This window comes from Bradyrhizobium sp. HKCCYLRH3097, from assembly GCF_051167875.1.
In the GTDB taxonomy this organism is placed as follows: Bacteria; Pseudomonadota; Alphaproteobacteria; order Rhizobiales; family Xanthobacteraceae; genus Bradyrhizobium.
Map to the genome: position 1 here is coordinate 165,434 of NZ_JBNPTX010000001.1, position 16,930 is coordinate 182,363.

Annotated in this window: 14 protein-coding genes; 3 read left to right on the top strand and 11 right to left on the bottom strand. The window is 67.1% G+C overall.

Annotated elements, in window-relative coordinates:
- Positions 1-55: 55 nt before the first annotated feature.
- A complete protein-coding gene (argG, locus tag ACQR0U_RS00790) occupies positions 56-1,393 on the top strand; it encodes an argininosuccinate synthase (RefSeq protein ID WP_315716760.1) in 1,338 nt (445 codons plus the stop codon).
- A 190-nt stretch (positions 1,394-1,583) separates the two neighbouring features.
- Here argG and ACQR0U_RS00795 read toward each other — a convergent pair whose 3' ends face one another.
- The 10 genes from ACQR0U_RS00795 to sdhC form a co-directional block, all read right to left on the bottom strand.
- Positions 1,584-3,695, bottom strand: a complete 2,112-nt coding sequence (locus tag ACQR0U_RS00795) for an OmpA family protein (protein ID WP_434872097.1) — start codon at positions 3,693-3,695, stop codon at positions 1,584-1,586.
- Positions 3,696-4,029: 334 nt separating this feature from the next.
- Positions 4,030-4,248, bottom strand: a complete 219-nt coding sequence (locus tag ACQR0U_RS00800; RefSeq protein ID WP_315758646.1) for a hypothetical protein — start codon at positions 4,246-4,248, stop codon at positions 4,030-4,032.
- Positions 4,248-4,733, bottom strand: a complete 486-nt coding sequence (locus ACQR0U_RS00805) for a pyridoxamine 5'-phosphate oxidase family protein (RefSeq protein WP_315825706.1) — start codon at positions 4,731-4,733, stop codon at positions 4,248-4,250. Before ACQR0U_RS00805 ends, ACQR0U_RS00800 begins: the two co-directional genes overlap by 1 nt.
- 81 nt (positions 4,734-4,814) lie before the next feature.
- On the bottom strand, positions 4,815-5,642 hold the full coding sequence (locus ACQR0U_RS00810; RefSeq protein WP_315750535.1) for an FkbM family methyltransferase: 828 nt from the start codon (positions 5,640-5,642) through the stop codon (positions 4,815-4,817).
- 118 nt (positions 5,643-5,760) lie between these two features.
- The gene (locus tag ACQR0U_RS00815) at positions 5,761-7,716 is read right to left on the bottom strand and encodes an ABC transporter ATP-binding protein/permease (RefSeq protein WP_315750534.1); all 1,956 of its coding nucleotides are present in this window, start codon (positions 7,714-7,716) and stop codon (positions 5,761-5,763) included.
- Between the two features lie 64 nt (positions 7,717-7,780).
- Complete coding sequence (locus ACQR0U_RS00820) at positions 7,781-9,931, bottom strand: hybrid sensor histidine kinase/response regulator (protein WP_315825705.1); 2,151 nt, start codon at positions 9,929-9,931, stop codon at positions 7,781-7,783.
- A 121-nt stretch (positions 9,932-10,052) separates the two neighbouring features.
- Positions 10,053-10,835 (bottom strand): succinate dehydrogenase iron-sulfur subunit, encoded by a 783-nt coding sequence (locus ACQR0U_RS00825; RefSeq protein WP_315716769.1) that lies wholly within the window; start codon positions 10,833-10,835, stop codon positions 10,053-10,055.
- A gap of 48 nt (positions 10,836-10,883) precedes the next feature.
- Positions 10,884-12,722 carry a succinate dehydrogenase flavoprotein subunit gene (sdhA, locus tag ACQR0U_RS00830; RefSeq protein ID WP_315750532.1) on the bottom strand — a complete coding sequence of 613 codons (1,839 nt, stop codon included), beginning with the start codon at positions 12,720-12,722 and terminating at the stop codon, positions 10,884-10,886.
- A 3-nt stretch (positions 12,723-12,725) separates the two neighbouring features.
- Complete coding sequence (gene sdhD, locus ACQR0U_RS00835) at positions 12,726-13,100, bottom strand: succinate dehydrogenase, hydrophobic membrane anchor protein (protein WP_315716954.1); 375 nt, start codon at positions 13,098-13,100, stop codon at positions 12,726-12,728.
- A 20-nt stretch (positions 13,101-13,120) separates the two neighbouring features.
- A complete protein-coding gene (sdhC, locus tag ACQR0U_RS00840; RefSeq protein WP_315716771.1) occupies positions 13,121-13,519 on the bottom strand; it encodes a succinate dehydrogenase, cytochrome b556 subunit in 399 nt (132 codons plus the stop codon).
- A 555-nt stretch (positions 13,520-14,074) separates the two neighbouring features.
- Between sdhC and ACQR0U_RS00845 the strand changes: the two genes are divergently transcribed.
- Positions 14,075-14,332 (top strand): hypothetical protein, encoded by a 258-nt coding sequence (locus ACQR0U_RS00845; protein ID WP_315758639.1) that lies wholly within the window; start codon positions 14,075-14,077, stop codon positions 14,330-14,332.
- 7 nt (positions 14,333-14,339) lie between these two features.
- On the opposite strand, the gene ACQR0U_RS00850 is transcribed toward ACQR0U_RS00845, so the two are convergent.
- A complete protein-coding gene (locus ACQR0U_RS00850) occupies positions 14,340-15,866 on the bottom strand; it encodes a malonate--CoA ligase (protein WP_434842460.1) in 1,527 nt (508 codons plus the stop codon).
- 186 nt (positions 15,867-16,052) lie between these two features.
- Between ACQR0U_RS00850 and ACQR0U_RS00855 the strand changes: the two genes are divergently transcribed.
- Entirely contained in the window at positions 16,053-16,811 is a 759-nt protein-coding gene (locus ACQR0U_RS00855; protein ID WP_434842461.1) for an SDR family oxidoreductase, read from the top strand.
- The last annotated feature ends 119 nt before the right edge of the window (positions 16,812-16,930 follow it).

The window sequence follows — 16,930 nt, forward strand, 5'->3', positions numbered from 1 at the left end:
TTATTCGCGCCCGAATTTCTGAACGGCGCAGCCACAAACACGGTTGGACTCTCCCATGACCACGATCCTGAAAAGCCTGCCCAAGGGCGAGAAGGTCGGCATCGCCTTTTCCGGCGGTCTCGACACCAGCGCCGCGCTGCTTTGGATGAAGCAGAAGGGCGCGCGTTGCTTTGCCTACACGGCAAATCTCGGGCAACCTGACGAGTCCGACTACGACGAGATCCCGCGCAAGGCGGTGAGCTTCGGGGCCGAGAAGGCGCGCCTCGTGGATTGCCGCACTCAGCTGGTGCATGAGGGCATCGCCGCGATTCAGTCGGGCGCCTTCCACATCTCGACCGGCGGCATCACCTATTTCAACACCACCCCGCTCGGCCGCGCCGTCACCGGCACCATGCTGGTCGCCGCGATGAAGGAGGATGGCGTCAACATCTGGGGCGACGGCTCGACCTACAAGGGCAACGACATCGAGCGCTTCTACCGCTACGGCCTGCTGACCAATCCGAGCCTCAAGATCTACAAGCCCTGGCTCGACCAGCAGTTCATCGACGAGCTCGGCGGCCGCGCCGAGATGTCGGCCTTCCTCACGGCCAACGGCTTCGACTACAAGATGAGCGCCGAGAAGGCGTATTCGACCGACAGCAATCTGCTCGGCGCCACCCACGAGGCCAAGGATCTCGAGAGCCTGAGCAGCGGCATCCGCATCGTCAATCCGATCATGGGCGTGCCGTTCTGGCGCGAGGATTGCTCCGTGAAGCCGGAGACCGTCGTGGTCCGCTTCGAGGAGGGTCAGCCGGTCGCGCTGAACGGCCAGAGCTTCAGCGATCCCGTGGCGCTGTTCCTGGAGGCCAACGCGATCGGCGGCCGTCATGGTCTCGGCATGAGCGACCAGATCGAGAACCGCATCATCGAGGCCAAGAGCCGCGGCATCTACGAGGCGCCGGGCATGGCGCTGCTGCACATCGCCTATGAGCGGCTCGTCACTGGCATCCACAACGAGGATACGATCGAGCAGTACCGCATCAGCGGCATGCGCCTCGGTCGCCTGCTCTATCAGGGCCGGTGGTTCGATTCGCAGGCGCTGATGCTGCGCGAGACCGCGCAGCGCTGGGTGGCGCGCGCCGTCACCGGTGAGGTGACCCTGGAGCTGCGCCGCGGCAACGACTACTCGATCCTCAACACCGAGAGCCCCAATCTGACCTACCAGCCGGAGCGGCTGAGCATGGAGAAGGTCGAGGACGCCGCGTTCACGCCTGCCGACCGCATCGGCCAGCTGACGATGCGCAATCTCGACATCACCGACACCCGCTCCAAGCTGAAGCTCTATTCGGACACGGGGCTGCTGTCGGGCGCGGACGGCGCTCAGATCTTCCAGCTCGGCCACGACAAGGGCTGAAGCGAGGTCTCTGGGCGAGACGCGCACCCGCATTCGCCGGTGTCGTCCCTGCAGCTCGCGCAAAACTCGATCCTGCGAGTATGGGTCCCCGCGTTCGCGGGCACGAGATCGAGTTGGCCGCGACAGATTGCCACCAACAAAAAATGGCCGGGATCGCTCCCGGCCATTTTCATTTTCGCTCAGTCGCGTCTCACCGCGGCGGCGCGACGCCCGGAGGTGGCGGCGGCAGGGCGGCCTGGCCGCCATTGAGCAGCGGCGTGATGCGGCGGACCGTGACGCGGCGGTTGATGCGGCTCGGCCCCTGCGTCTGCTCCTTCAGGTACTGCGCGCCGTAACCCTGCGAGGTCAGGTTCTCGGCGGGCACGCCGAACTGCTGCGTGAGCAAGGTGGCGGCCGACTCGGCGCGGCGATCCGAGAGCGACAGATTGTCGGTGTCGTTGCCGACCGCGTCGGTGTGGCCCTCGATCAGGAAGACCTCGCGCGGGTTGCGCTGGATCGCCTGGTTGAGGCCGTCGGCGATGACCTGCAGCTTCGCCACCTGGTCGGGACTGATCTCCCACGATCCGGTCTCGAAGGTAATCGTGTTGAGATCGATCGACGGCATCAGCTGTCGCACCGATGGGGAGTAGCGGACCTCGTCGAGCGAGTAGCGGCGCTGGACGCGTTCCACCGGCGGCGCGATCAGCGTGTCGTAGATGACATCCGGCTCGGCCTCATCCGCGTCGACGATGTAGCGGTTGTAGGGGATGCGGATCTCCGGCGGCGGCAGGTCGACGTAGAAGCCGCCGACCGCCTGGGGATCGCGGTAGGTGTTGTCGATGATGATGATCTCGCGGCCACCGATGTCGCGGCGGATGCGGCGCAGCAGCCGGCCGTCCGGCGCGGTGATCGTGACGATCTGGCTACCGTCGGGACGGATCACCACCGTGCGCGTCTCTCCCCGCTCCTGCTGGACGCGGATGTCCCGCGCGCCGTAGCGGAAGCGCTCAAGCTCGTCATGACGCACGAACTCCTGACCGCTCGGATCGCGCACGATGACGCGGCCCGGCTCGTAGATCAGCGTGCGACCGCCCTCCTGGACCTCGCGGCGCTGGCCGCGGAAATCGTCCAGCCGCTGCGGCCCCGCCAACGGCGCGCCGGGCGCGATCGGCGTGAGCTGCTGTGCCGTCGGCGGCGGCGGCGCCGGGATGGGCGCAGTGACCTGCGGCGGCGGCCGATTGGACATGGCCGGGGGGCCGGCGGGCGGCACAGCGCCAGGACCGGCCTGCGGCGCGCCGGCGGGTCCCGGACCGGGTCCGGCAGCACCAGGACCTGCCGCCGGAGGCGGACCACCCGGGGCTCCTGGGGGCGTCCCCGGACGTCCGCCGGGCGGGCTCCCGGCTGCGGGCGGCGTGCCTTGCTGCGACGGCGTCTGGGTGGCCGGAGGCGCGGGTGGCGCCGGCGGAGTTCCCGGAGCAGGCGCGACGGTTCCGGCCGGCGGCGTCGGCGCGCCGCGTGGCGGGGGTGCTCCCTGGGGAGCACCAGGCGGCGGGACGCCGGCACCTGGCTGTGTCGGCGGCCGCTGCCCGGGGCCAACCGGAGGAGTCGGAGCCGGCGTCGGCTGCGGAGACGGCGCCGCGGACGGAGCCGGCGAGTGCGCAGGCGGCGACGCGTTCCCGGCCGCTGGCGACGAAGGCGGGGGTGTCACGGCTGACGGCGGCGTTCCCGGCCGCAGGTTCGGTGCCGGACTCGGCGGAGGTGGCGGGGCGGGCGTGGCCACGGGCGGCGTGGGCGGCGTTGGACGCGCGGGAGCAGCCGTCGGCGGGGGCGCAGGCGGAGTCGCAGGACGTGCCGGCTCACGCGGCGGCCCCGGCGGAGGCGCTGGAGGCGGCGGCGTATGCACCGGCGGAGCCGCAACAGGTGGCGCTGGACGCGCCGGCGGAGGTGCAGGCGGCTCAGCCCGTGGAGGCGGCGGTGCCGAATGTGGCGGCTCAGCCCGCGGCGGCGGCGGAGCAGCCGGACGTGGTGGCTCGGCCCGTGGCGGAGGGGGCGGTGGGGGCGCCGGACGCGGCGGCTCGGCCCGCGGCGGAGCAGGCGGTGGTGGAGGGGGTGCGGGACGCGGGGCCGCTGCCGGTGGCGGCGCGGGCGGTGGAGGCGCTGGGCGTGGAGCAGCGGCCGGCGGCGGCGCGGGAGGCGGCGGAGGCGCAGCCTGATGAGGTGGCGGCGCGCCTGGGCCAGGTCGCTGCGGCTGCCCCTGCGGCTGCTGTTTCGGCCGGCCGTCTGGACCGACTTCGCCGCCGCCCGGGCCTTGGGCGACGATCATCGGCGCCCCCTGCGCATGGGAGCCGGAGCTCATTAGTTGCATCGCCGACAGCGCAGTCGTCGCCAGCAGCAGGACGCGAAGTTTGCTCATGTGTCTTGTTTTCCCGGAACGATCTTTTTCAAGCACGGAGAGATCAACAAGTATGCGTTAGGCCGGATTGTGGCGCAGTTCAAATCCGCAGGGGGATTTATTTCGACGCGAAGCCACCCCCGCAGGGCCGCCATTCAGGTTTCATTCAGCCTTGATTTTCAAGGGCTTGGCGCAGCCGCAGGGCTGCGGGACAGGCCCGCGACCAAGCCCCTGGCGGGCGATCATCATGACCGTCCAATCGCGGTCAATCCGTGGCCGGATTCGGTGTGGTGGGACCGAGCGGCCCCCGGCCGGGGATTTCGTCCGGCGTCTGCCCTGGCAGCTCGCGCGGCGGCGCCGGCGCATCGGGTTCGTAGACCGGCGGCGGAATGTCGGGCTGCGGATTGCCGACGGGATCCTCCGGCGGCGGTTCGACCGGGCGGCCCGGCGTCGCCGGCGGAATCTCTGGCGGTTCGATCGGCATCACATCGCGACCTTTCGATTGTCGCCGAGGTCGGGACGCGTGCCTGTCACCGCGGCCGCCGCCATCTTGACGTAGCTCACGACCGTGCCGGGCGAATCCCAGAATTCGGCGTCGTCGGGCGTGATCTTCAAGAGGCGGATGTTCGGATCCTCGGCGCTGTCCCACCAGGCCTTGGCCGGCGTCGAGAACAGCTCCCGGATCTTGCCGCGATCGTTGGAAATGGCCGCCGTACCCGTGAGCGACACGTACTTCTGGTTGCCGGCGTCCGCGAACGACAGATTGACCTGCGGCGATCGCGCGATCTCCTCGTCCTTGTGATGCCGCGCGTCAGTGAGAAAATAGATCATGTTCTCGCCGCGCGCGAGATACGCGCTCATCGGCCGTGCCCGCAGCCTGTCACCGTCGCGGGTGACCAGCATCGCAAAGCCGATCTTCTTCATCAGGTCCCAAACGCGGTCCTGGTCGCGCGCGTCGTCATTGCTCATGGTCGGCTCCTCAATGTCAGGGGCGACAACGCCGCGTGGGGCGCCGATGTTCCGGACGCGCCCGGGGAAAGCGAACGCCATTCAGCCGCGCAGCAGCAGCGTATTGCTGCGCGTGCGGCCGCTCTCACGGTAACCGCGACCGAGCATGTCGGCGAGACAATCGTTCTGCCATTCGTCGCGTGACAGGTGTTCGATGACGACGGCACGCGGCCATAACGCGGCAGGCGCGTCACGGAAGAAGCCGGTCAGCACGCGGTCCTCAAAACCTTCCACGTCGATCTTCAGCGCATCAACCCTGGTCGCTCCGGCCTGTGCGAGAATGGTCTGCAGCCGCAACGACGGCACCTTGAACGCTTCCGCTCCGGCCTCGCCGGTCACGATGTGACTGGCGCCGAGATTGTCCCCATCGGTCTCGATCATCACCTCGCCATCGCTCTCACCCGCTGCCACCGCGAGCAGCCTGACCTGGGGCAGCGCGGACGCAGCACGGTTGAAGCTCAGCCGCGCATGCGTGACCGGATGCGGCTCCACTGCGATCACGAGGCCATCAGGCCCGACGTGACGGGCAAGCGGCAAGGCGAACGTTCCGACATTGGCGCCGACATCCACCACCACGCCGCCCGGCGGAACGTGGCTGCGCAGGAAATCCAGCTCCTCGCGATTGTAGTCGGGATTGAACAGTGCACCGCGCTCGGTCGCACTGACCTGATGGTAGAAGCGGAAATTGGCGCCCTGATAGCCGACGTCGACAGGGCCTGCTCCGAGCATGTTGACGACACGCGTCAACATCGGCCGGAACGCGCCGCGCTTCAGCCCGGAGCCGTGCGCCATGCGGATCACCAGCGCCTGGGCGGCATTCGGAGCGAAGGCACCAAAGGGGGGCGGAGAAGGATCGTTGTCGGGCGTCAAGGTCGCGTCCTGGGCTGAGGGCGACGTGTGATAGCTGGTTTCGCCGCGATCTCCAATGCAGGCGGCGTGGCCGCATTGTGTCGTCTCCAGGACCGCGCTGAGGCAACGCCCGAGCCGTTCAGGCCGCCTTGCGCTGACGCAGGAAGCGGCCGATGAGGCGGCGCTTCCCCTTGCGCGGAATGAGATCGATGTCGCTGACGAGCTTGGCGCCGCCCTTGCGCCGTTCGAGCACGATCTTGCGGCTGTGGAAGGCCTCGAGCTCCGCCCGATGCGCCACGCTGACGATGGTCGCCTTCGGCAGCTCGCTCGTCACCATCTCCATCATCTTGTCCTGGCTCTTCTCGTCGAGCGCGGAGGTGGCTTCATCGAGCACGACGATGTCGGGGCTGTGGAGCAGCAGGCGCGCGAAGGCGAGACGCTGCTTCTCGCCGCCGGAGAGCGTCTGATCCCAGGGCGCGTCCTCCTCGATCTTGTCCTTGAGATGGTCGAGACCGACCTTGTGCAGGGCTTCGCCGACCTGCGCCACGCTCCAATCCTCGGCAGCCCCGGGATAGGCGACGGCCCGGCGCAGGGTGCCCGATGGCACGTAGGGTCGCTGCGGCAGCATGAACAGCTTGCGGTCGGGGTGGAAGTTGATGCTGCCGCCGCCCCACGGCCACAGCCCGGCGATGGCGCGCACGAGCGTGCTCTTGCCGGTGCCGGATTCGCCCGCGACGAGCAGGCGCTCGCCGGGATCGACCACGACCTCGGTCTCGCCGACCACCGCGGTGCCGTCGTCGAGCGTCACCTGCAGATCATTCAGACTGAGCATCGCGTCGCCGGTGGTCTCGCCGCGCTTGATGCGGCCGATGCCGTCGCCTCTCTCGGCACGTTCCAGCGCATCGAGCGACATCATCAGCGAGGCGATGCGGCGGGCACAGGCATTCCAATCCGCGAGCCGCGGATAGTTGTCGACCAGCCAGCCGAACGCGGTCTGCACGATCGTGAACGCGCTCGCCGCCTGCATCACCTGCCCGAGCGTCATGCTGCCGTCGAGGAATTTCGGCGCGCACAGCAGCAGCGGCACGACAGGGGCGATGAGGCTGGAGCCCTGCGACACCAGGGTGGTGCGCATGTGCTGGCCGGCGAGCCGCGCCCATTGCTGCAGCACGTTACCGAACGTCCGGTCGATGCCGGCGCGCTCTTCGGTCTCGCCGCCGAGCAGGGCGATGCTCTCGCCGTTTTCGCGGACGCGGGTCAGGGTGTAGCGGAAATCGGCCTCGGCCTGGTTCTTGTCCTCGGAGACCTGCACGAAGCGGCGGCCGATCGTCATGATCGAGCCCGAGGCGATGGCGGCGTAGGCGATCGCGGCAATGACCAGAAAACCGGGAATGGTGATCTCAGTGGCGCCGAGATGCAGCGTCAGCGCGCCGCCGATGGTCCAGAGCACGACGATGAAGGTCGCAGCCGACAGCAGCGCCGAGGTCACGCCGGCGATGAAGTCGACCGGCGAATCGGTCGCGATGCGCAGGTCCTCGGCGATCCGGTATTCCGGATTCTTGTGGTCGCCGCTGACGAGATTGAGCTGATAGTAGCGCCCGCTGGCCAGCCAGCGGGTGACGACGCTGTTGGTCAGCCAGGCGCGCCAGCGCCGCTGGATCGACATGCGCGCATAGACCTGGGCGACCCCGAGTATGACGCTGCCGATCGCGAGCGGGAAGAAGATCGCGGTGAGATGAAAGACCGTCGCCGAATCGCGTTTCTCGATCGCATCGAAGATCGACCGATTCCAGACGTTGATGCCGTACTGAAATCCGACAGTCGCAACGATCAGGAACAGCAGCCCGATCGTGAATGCCCACGCCAGACGGTCGCCGCTCTGACCCCAATAACCGCGGGCGCTGATCCAGAACCGCGTCAGCAGATAGCGCTTGCGCAGCTGCTCTGCCTCTTCGGGCGACAGCTCCGGATCAGGCTCCACCAGTTCGGGCGGCGGCGGCTCAACCTGGGCGCCATTCTCGGCCGCGATCTCGATGATCGGCGCCTTCTCGGGCGCCTGTGCCGGCGGCCGCGCGGTGTCCTGAACCTGTCCCATCGCGCGATAACAGCAGTGCGAACAGAAGGTTCCCGGCCTGGTTCCCGCGCGTTGCGCGCCGGTTTCAGGGCACCTGCGTGTTCGGCGCCATTGGTGGGGCGCGATACAGCGGCACCGGAACGACCTTGTTCAGCACGCGCGACAATTCCTCGATCGAATAGGGTTTGCGCAGCAGCTCGAAGCCATGCGTGCCCTGCTGCGCCAGCACATGGCTGTAGCCACTCGCGAGCACGACCGGCACGTTGAGCTCGAGCCGCCTGATTTCCTCGGCAAGTTCCAGCCCAGTCATGCCGGGCATCACGACATCGGTGAAGACGACGTCGAACCGGCTGGTGCCGCTGATCAGCTCCTCCAGCGCGTCTCTGGCGTTGTCGACCAGCGTGGTCCGATAGCCGAGCTCGGCCAGCGCTTCGGTCGCCGACCTGCCGACGTCGATGTTGTCCTCGACCACCAGCACCGACATGCCTCGACCGTCGATCGGCTCCGCATGGCTGCCGTCCTCGCCGCGCTGCACCTGGGCTGGAGCGACGCGCGGCAGATAGAGCGTGAACGTCGCGCCGCGGCCCGGCTGGCTCATGACCCCGATTTCGCCGCCGGACTGCTTCGCGAAGCCGAAGACCTGCGAGAGACCGAGGCCGGTGCCCTGGCCGATGGTCTTGGTCGTGAAGAACGGCTCGAAGATGCGTCCGAAATGCTCCGACGGGATGCCGACGCCGGTGTCCTGGACGGTGATGGCGACATAGCCCAGCGGCGGACGGTCGTGCGGCGCCGCCGGCGTCGGCAGCGCCGCTGCAGGGGCGACGGTGATGCTGAGACGTCCCTGGCCGGCCATCGCATCGCGGGCATTGACGGCCAGGTTGATCAGTGCCGTCTCGAACTGGCCAGCGTCGGAATTGACGTAGCACGGCTCGTCGGGAACGGAGACCGCGACCTCGACGCGTGACCCGACCAGGGTCTTGGTCATGTCGCGCAGGGTGACGACGCTGCGGCAGATGTCGAAGACCTCCGGCTTCAGCGTCTGGCGACGGGCGAACGCGAGGAGCTGCGACGTGAGCTTCGATGCGCGCGCCACCGTATCCGAGATCGCGTCGATATAGCGCTGCCGCCGTTCATCAGCCAGATTCGGCCGGCGCAACAGGTCGGCTGAGGCCCGGATCACGGTCAGCAGATTGTTGAAGTCGTGCGCAACGCCGCCGGTCAATTGTCCGAGCGCCTCCATGCGCTGACCGTGCTTGAGCGCATCCTCGGCCTCGAGGCGGCGGGCGGCCTCGACATGCAGGCGCTCGGTTCGCCGCTGGGCAAGGGCCAGGAAGACGATGAGCAGCGCGGTTGCCGGGATGCCGAAGATGAGATGCCGGCCGATCGTGCCGAGCCAGCGGTTGCGGATGGTCGACGTCGCAAGCCCTGCCGAGACGTAGACGGGATAGCCGCCGAGCCGCTGATACCCGACGAGACGCTCGACGCCATCGACCGGCGAGATCTCGGTGACGAGCTGCTCCGTATCTGCGGCCCGGGCGGCGATGTCGCTGGGCCCCGCAGCCGCGCTTCGCCCGCCGGCCGGGAAGCGCGCCAGAACGAGACCATCGAAGCGGCGCAGCGCGAAGTAGCTGCCGGGCGCCCGGCCGATCCGGGCATAGAAGTGCTCGAAATAATCCGGAAGCACCGAGGCCTGGATGATACCGGTGAAGCTGCCGTCGTCGCTCTGGCGGCGGCGGCTGATGCTGAAGAACGGCGCGCCTTGATAGGGCGGCCGCGGCGTCAACTGCGCGCCGATGAAGGTGCCGATGCTGTCCTTGACGTGGGCGCTGAAGTAGTCGCGGTCGAGGAACGTCATGTCCGGCGCCGGATAGATCATGCTGTTGACCAGCGGCCGGCCATTGGCGTCGAACACCCAGGCGGACTTCATCTGCGGCAGCGCGTCCGACAATTGTCGCAACCGGGCATGCAGCACCTGCTCGCGCGCCTTGATGTCGGCATCCGACAGATCGCGGACGACCTCGTCGATCTCCGAGAGGCTGCGCTCGATCGTCTCGAACACCTTCAGCGCGTGCTCGTGGACGATTTCGAGCGAGCGGCGGATCTCGCGATCGGCCTCCTCATACGTCGTGCCGTGGGATACGTAGGCCGTGATCACGAACAGCGCGACGGGAAGCGCGAGGGACGCGACCATCATCCAGCGCAGCATCGTCATCGATTTGCGTTGTGCGGTCTGCACGGTCGCTCCGGCTTCAAAGGGCCACGAGCTTAACGCAATCGACGGCAGCTACAAACTAGCCGCGCCCGAAACTTGCACCGGTATCGGGCGCGGAAGGTGAGATCGAAAGCCGCCCGTCAGGCTAGATCTGCCGCTCGACCAGCTTGAACTTGAGTTCCGCGATCGCCTCGGCGGGGTTGAGCCCCTTCGGGCAGGCCTTGGCGCAGTTCATGATGGTGTGGCAGCGGTACAGCCGGAACGGGTCCTCGAGATTGTCGAGCCGCTCGCCGGTGGCTTCGTCCCGGCTGTCCTTGACCCAGCGCGTCGCCTGCAGCAGAGCGGCGGGTCCGAGATAGCGCTCGCTGTTCCACCAGTAGCTCGGGCACGAGGTCGAGCAGCAGGCGCACAGGATGCACTCGTAAAGGCCGTCGAGCTTCTCGCGATCCTCGTGGCTCTGCCGCCATTCCTTCTGCGGCGTCGGCGAGGTCGTCTTCAGCCACGGCTCGATCGAGGCGTATTGCGCGTAGAAATTGGTGAGGTCCGGCACCAGGTCCTTCACGACAGGCTGATGCGGCAGCGGATTGATCTTGACCGCGCCGTCCTTCACGTCGTGCATCGACTTGGTGCAGGCCAGCGTGTTCTGGCCGTCGATATTCATCGCGCAGGAGCCGCACACGCCCTCGCGGCAGGAGCGGCGGAAGGTGAGCGACGGATCGATGTGGTTCTTGATCCAGATCAGCCCGTCCAGCACCATCGGGCCGCAATCGTTGACGTCGACGTAGAAGGTATCGACGCTCGGATTCTTGCCGTCGTCCGGATTCCAGCGATAGACCTTGAACTCGCGGACCTCGGTGGCGCCGGCCGGCTTGGGCCAGGTCTTGCCGCCGGTGATCTGAGAATTCTTCGGAAGTGCGAACTCAGCCATTTCGGAAGGCCTTCTTGGGTTTGACGGACGGGCTCAGGTCACACGCGATCAGTACACCCGCGCCTTCGGCGGGATGTACTGCACGTCGTTGGTCATGGTGTAGTTGTGCACCGGGCGGTAATCGATCGTGGTTTTGCCGTCCTTGCTGTCGATCCACGCCAGCGTGTGCTTCATCCAGTCCTTGTCGTCGCGATCCGGGAAGTCCTCGCGCGCATGGGCGCCGCGGCTCTCGGTGCGATTGACGGCCGAGTCCATCGTCACGACTGCCTGCGCGATCAGATTGTCGAACTCGAGCGTCTCGATCAGGTCGGAATTCCACACCAGCGATCGGTCGGACACCGCGATGTCGCCGATGCCGCCATACACCTTGTGGATCAGGTTATGGCCTTCCTGCAGCACCTCGCCGGTGCGGAACACGGCACAGTTGGTCTGCATCACGTTCTGCATGCTCTCGCGCAGCTTCGCGGTCGGCGTGCCGCCGGAGGCGTAGCGATAATGATCGAGCCGGCTCAGCGCCTTGTCGGCGGAGTCCTTTGGCAGATCCGGCTGCTTGCCGTTCGGCGTCAGCTTCTCGGCCAGCCGCAGCGCGGCGGCGCGGCCGAACACCACGAGGTCGATCAGCGAGTTCGAGCCGAGCCGGTTGGCGCCGTGCACGGACACGCAGGCCGCCTCGCCCACCGCCATCAGGCCGGGGACGATCGCGTTGTCGTCGCCATCCTTCTTGGTCAGCACCTCGGCGTGATAGTTGGTCGGGATGCCGCCCATGTTGTAGTGCACGGTCGGCACGATCGGGATCGGCTCGCGCGTCACGTCGACATTGGCGAAGATCTTGGCCGATTCGGAGATGCCGGGCAGACGCTCGGCCAGCACCTTCGGGTCGAGATGGTCGAGATGCAGGAAGATGTGGTCCTTCTTCCGGCCGACGCCGCGGCCTTCGCGGATCTCGATGGTCATCGCGCGGGAGACGACGTCGCGCGAGGCGAGGTCCTTGGCGGACGGCGCGTAGCGCTCCATGAAGCGCTCGCCCTCGGCGTTGACGAGATAGCCGCCTTCGCCGCGCGCGCCTTCGGTCACCAGACAGCCGGAGCCGTAGATGCCGGTCGGGTGGAACTGCACGAACTCCATGTCCTGCAGCGGCAGGCCGGCGCGCAGCGCCATGCCGCCGCCGTCGCCGGTGCAGGTATGCGCCGAGGTGCAGGAGGCATAGGCGCGGCCATAGCCGCCGGTCGCGAGGATGGTGGTCTGGGCGCGGAAGCGGTGCAACGTGCCGTCGTCGAGCTTCAGCGCGATGACGCCACGGCAGACGCCCTGGTCGTCCATGATCAGGTCGATGGCGAAGAACTCGATGAAGAACTCGGCCGCATGCCGCAGAGATTGGCCGTACATCGTGTGCAGCATCGCGTGGCCGGTGCGGTCGGCGGCGGCGCAGGTGCGCTGCGCCTGGCCCTTGCCGTAGTCCAGGGTCATGCCGCCGAACGGCCGCTGGTAGATCTTGCCGTCCTCAGTGCGCGAGAACGGCACGCCCCAATGCTCGAGCTCGTAGACGGCGTCGGGCGCGTTGCGCACCATGTATTCGATCGCGTCCTGGTCGCCGAGCCAATCCGACCCCTTGACGGTGTCGTACATGTGCCAGCGCCAGTCGTCCTGGTGCATGTTGCCGAGCGAGGCCGAGATGCCGCCCTGCGCCGCCACCGTATGCGAGCGGGTCGGGAACACCTTGGTGATGCAGGCGGTGCGCAGGCCCGCCTCGCTGCAGCCGACGACGGCGCGCAGGCCCGCGCCACCGGCGCCGACCACGACGACGTCATAGGTGTGGTCCTCGATCGGATAGGCTTTTCCGTTCGTCGCGGGCGCGCCATTCGCGCTGCCATTTGCTCCGCCGGCCATAGGCTAGACTCCAGTGGACAGTTTGATGAGGGCGTAGATCGAGGCGAGCGCCACGGTCACCGCGAAGAAGTTGTTGGCCATGATCGCGACGAGCTTGAGCGGCTCGCTGTGCACGTAGTCCTCGATCACGACCTGCATGCCGATCTTCATGTGCCAGCAGCTCGCGATCACGAACAGCAGCATGATCACCGCAATCGGAATCGAGCCGAGGATCTGCGCCGCGCCGGCCTGGTTGCGGCCGAGCAGCATGATCACGACCACGACGACCGGCACGATCAGCAGGGTCATGGCGACGGCGGTGAGCCGCTGGCGCCAGAAGTCGCCGGTGCCGGAATGCGCTGCGCCGAGGTTGCGGACCCGGCCGAGCGGGGTGCGCATCGATTTCGCGTGTGCGTTGCTCATCGGCCGCCTCCCACTGCGTAAGCCACGATCCACACCAGGACGGTCAAGGTGATGCCGCCGATCAGGGCGCCCCAGGTGAGCGCCTCGCGCTCATTGGCCTTGAAGCCGTAGCCGAGGTCCCAGACGAAGTGGCGGATGCCGGACAGCAGGTGGTGCAGCAGCGCCCAGGTGTAGCCGAACACGATCAGGCGGCCGAGGAAGCTGCCCATGAAGCCCTGGACGTAGGAGTAGGCGCTGGGACCGGACGCGGCGGCGATCAACCACCAGGCCAGCAGCAGCGTCCCGAAATATAATGCAACCCCGGTGGCGCGATGGACGATCGAGAGAATCATCGTCAGCGTCCAGCGGTAGGTTTGCAGATGCGGCGAAAGCGGTCGTTCGATCCTGGCTGTCATTGGTTGCTTTGATGATTTCTTGTGGGCCGTGAACGCGGGGGGCTTGCGGCCGTGTGGATCGGCAGGCGGGCTTTATTTACGGAGAAGGAACAGGTGTTGCAACGGACAAATCGCCCAAATCCGAACAAGGATTCAGTCCTAGGCGACCGATCGCAAAAGGATCAATGGCCGTCGTGGTATACCAGAAACCGATCGCGCCCGGATGCGGCGAACTATTATTCATTCCTAACTCCTCACCAAGGCCACGACCAACGCGGCGAGACTGTCAAATAGCGCCGACTGTCGAGCGTTGATTCACCGCTTAGCTACGGTCCTGAGCAAGCCGGTTTCGCGGCAAGCGCCAGCGCCATCTGATGATTCTGCAAACCTGCCCGGAGCGATTCGCGGAGCAACAACCTGCGTTGCGACCGCCTGCGCTGCAGCAAATCTCCCTCGATCTCCCGCGTTCCTCGCCCACACGGGGCCCCTCCGCCGGTCGATTTTGCCGCATGTCGCCGCCCGGCGAAGCGGCCTAGTCTCAGGCGAGGTGCAACAGACGCGGTGCAGGGAGCCTCGATGCCGCTGCCGACGGTCCGACCGACAACCACCGAACGCCCGGCGGCACTGCCGGCGCGCAAGGTGTCGTCGCACGAGCCCGTCGAGGAGCCCCTGACCTGCGTGCTCGGCTTCACCGCCGCCGGCCTGTTCGCCGCCTGTCTCGCGCTGGCCATCCAGCATGAGATTGCCTCGCTCGCCGTGCTCGAATTCGTGCTGATCTGCGCCGCGCCGCCGCTGGCCGCGCTCGCCGGCCTCGCGATCGGACGACGGCGCTAGGCCGCCGTCACTTCGTATAGATGTCCTTGTACTGATCACGCAGCACGTTCTTCTGCACCTTGCTCATCGCATTGCGCGGCAGCTCGTCGACCACGAACACGCGCTTGGGCATCTTGAATTTCGCCAGTCGGCCGTCGAGACCCTTGAGCACGCCGGCCTCGCTGACATCGGCCCCCGGATGGCGCACCACGACCGCCGTGACACCTTCGCCGAAATCGGGATGCGGCACACCGATGACGGCGGACTCGACCACGCCCGGCATCGCGTCGATCTCGCTCTCGATCTCCTTCGGATAGACGTTGAAGCCGCCGGAGATCACGAGGTCCTTGCCGCGGCCGACGATGTGGACGTAGCCCTGCTTGTCGATCTTGCCGAGATCGCCGGTGATGAAGAAGCCATCGTCGCGGAATTCCGACTTGGTCTTCTCAGGCATCCGCCAATAGCCCTTGAACACGTTCGGGCCCTTCACCTCGATCATGCCGATCTCGTCGCGCGCGAGCTCCTTGGCCGTCTCGGGATCGGTGACGCGCACCGAGACTCCGGGCAGCGGGAAGCCGACCGCGCCGGGCACGCGCTCGCCCTCGTAAGGATTCGACGTGTTCATGTTGGTCTCGGTCATGCCGTAGCGCTCGAGGACGGCATGGCCGGTCCGCGCGAACCATTCGCGATGGGTATCGGCGAGCAGCGGCGCCGAGCCGGAAATGAACAGCCGCATGTGGCTGGTCGTCTCCTTCGACAGCCGCGGGTTCTGCAACAGCCGGGTGTAGAACGTCGGCACACCCATCAGCACGGTGGCGCGCGCCATCAGGTCGATGATCAGATCCGGATCGAGCTTGGGCAGGAAGATCATCGACGCCCGCGCAAACAGCGTGACGTTGCTGGCCACGAACAGACCATGGGTGTGATAGATCGGCAGCGCGTGGATCAGCACGTCGTCCTTGGTGAAGCGCCAGTAGTCGATCAGGGTCAGCGAGTTCGAGGCGAGATTGTCGTGAGACAGCATCGCGCCCTTGGAGCGGCCGGTGGTGCCCGACGTATAGAGAATGGCGGCGAGATCATCGGCGCCGCGTGGCACGGTGGTGAACGCCTTGTCGGCCTTGTCGGCCGCCTCGGTCAGCGAGCCCCTGCCCGACGCATCGAGCGTTTCCACCTTGGCGCCGACCTTGGCCGCCAGCGCGCCGATGCCCCCGGCCTTTGCCGGATCGCAGACGACGACGGTCGGCTCGGCGTCGCCGATGAAATAGTCGAGCTCGTTGAGCGTATAGGCGGTGTTGAGCGGCAGATAGACGCCGCCTGCACGGACCGTGGCGAGATAGAGCACGAGGCCGGACACCGACTTCTCGGTCTGCGCCGCGACCCGGTCGCCCGGCTTGACGCCGCGAGCCGCCAGCACATTCGCCATCTGCCCTGCCCGCGCGATCAGGTCGCCGTAGGTGATGCGCTGACCGTCATGGGTCTCGATCGCCAGGCGGCTGGGATCGTCGAGGCCATCGAACAGGCGGGAGAACAGATTGGCGTTGGCGGCTTGGTTCATGCAACATTCCCCTGGGAGCATGGGCAGGCCGGCAGTGCCAGCCGGCGGAACATCATGCTCGACGAAGACGAAAAGGGCCGGGACAGCGAACAAGACCGGTGACATCGCCATCACCACGGTCGCCATCTCTGATCGAGGCTGCTCTAGCAAAAACGCCCTTTCGAAGGCAACGGGAGACGCTGGGATATGGTCAAGGGAAAACGGATCGCGTGGATCACCGGCGGCGGCACCGGAATCGGCGAGGCCGGCGCACTGGCGCTCGCGGCCGACGGCTGGACGGTGATCGTCTCGGGCCGGCGCACGGCCGCGCTCCAGGCCGTGGTGGCCAAGGTTGCCGCGGCGGGCGGCACGGCCGAGGCCGTTGAGCTCGACGTTGCCAAAGCCGCCGACGTGCAGGCCGCGGCCGATGCCATCCTGGCGCGGCATGGCCGCATCGATCTGCTGGTCAACTCGGCCGGCGTCAACGTGCCGAAGCGGCGCTGGGACGACCTGACGATCGAGGGCTGGAACCAGCTGGTCGAGATCAACCTCAACGGTGTGCTCTATTGCATGAAGGCGGTGCTGCCGGCGATGCGGGCGCAGCAGGACGGCACCATCATCAACGTCTCGTCCTGGGCCGGCCGTCATGTCTCGAAGATGCCGGGACCGGCCTACACCTCGACCAAGCACGCGGTGCTGGCGCTGACGCACTCGTTCAACATGGAGGAATGCGTCAACGGCCTGCGCGCCTGCTGCCTGATGCCCGGCGAGGTCGCCACGCCGATCCTGCAGCAGCGCCCGGTGGTGCCGAGCGCCGAGGAGCAGGCGCGGATGCTGCAGCCGGCAGACCTCGGCCGCACCATCGCCTTTGTGGCGAACATGCCGCCGCGGGTGTGCGTCAACGAGATCCTGATCAGTCCGACGTGGAATCGGGGATTTATCCAGACGCCGGGGAACCGGGATTGACCGGGGCTGGATATCGGTTGCGGCAATCGTGTCGGCGCGGGTCATGAAGATCGAGGTGATGCCCAGCTACCGGTGTCGTCCCTGCGAACGCAGGGACCCATACCGCGTGATTGTTGTAG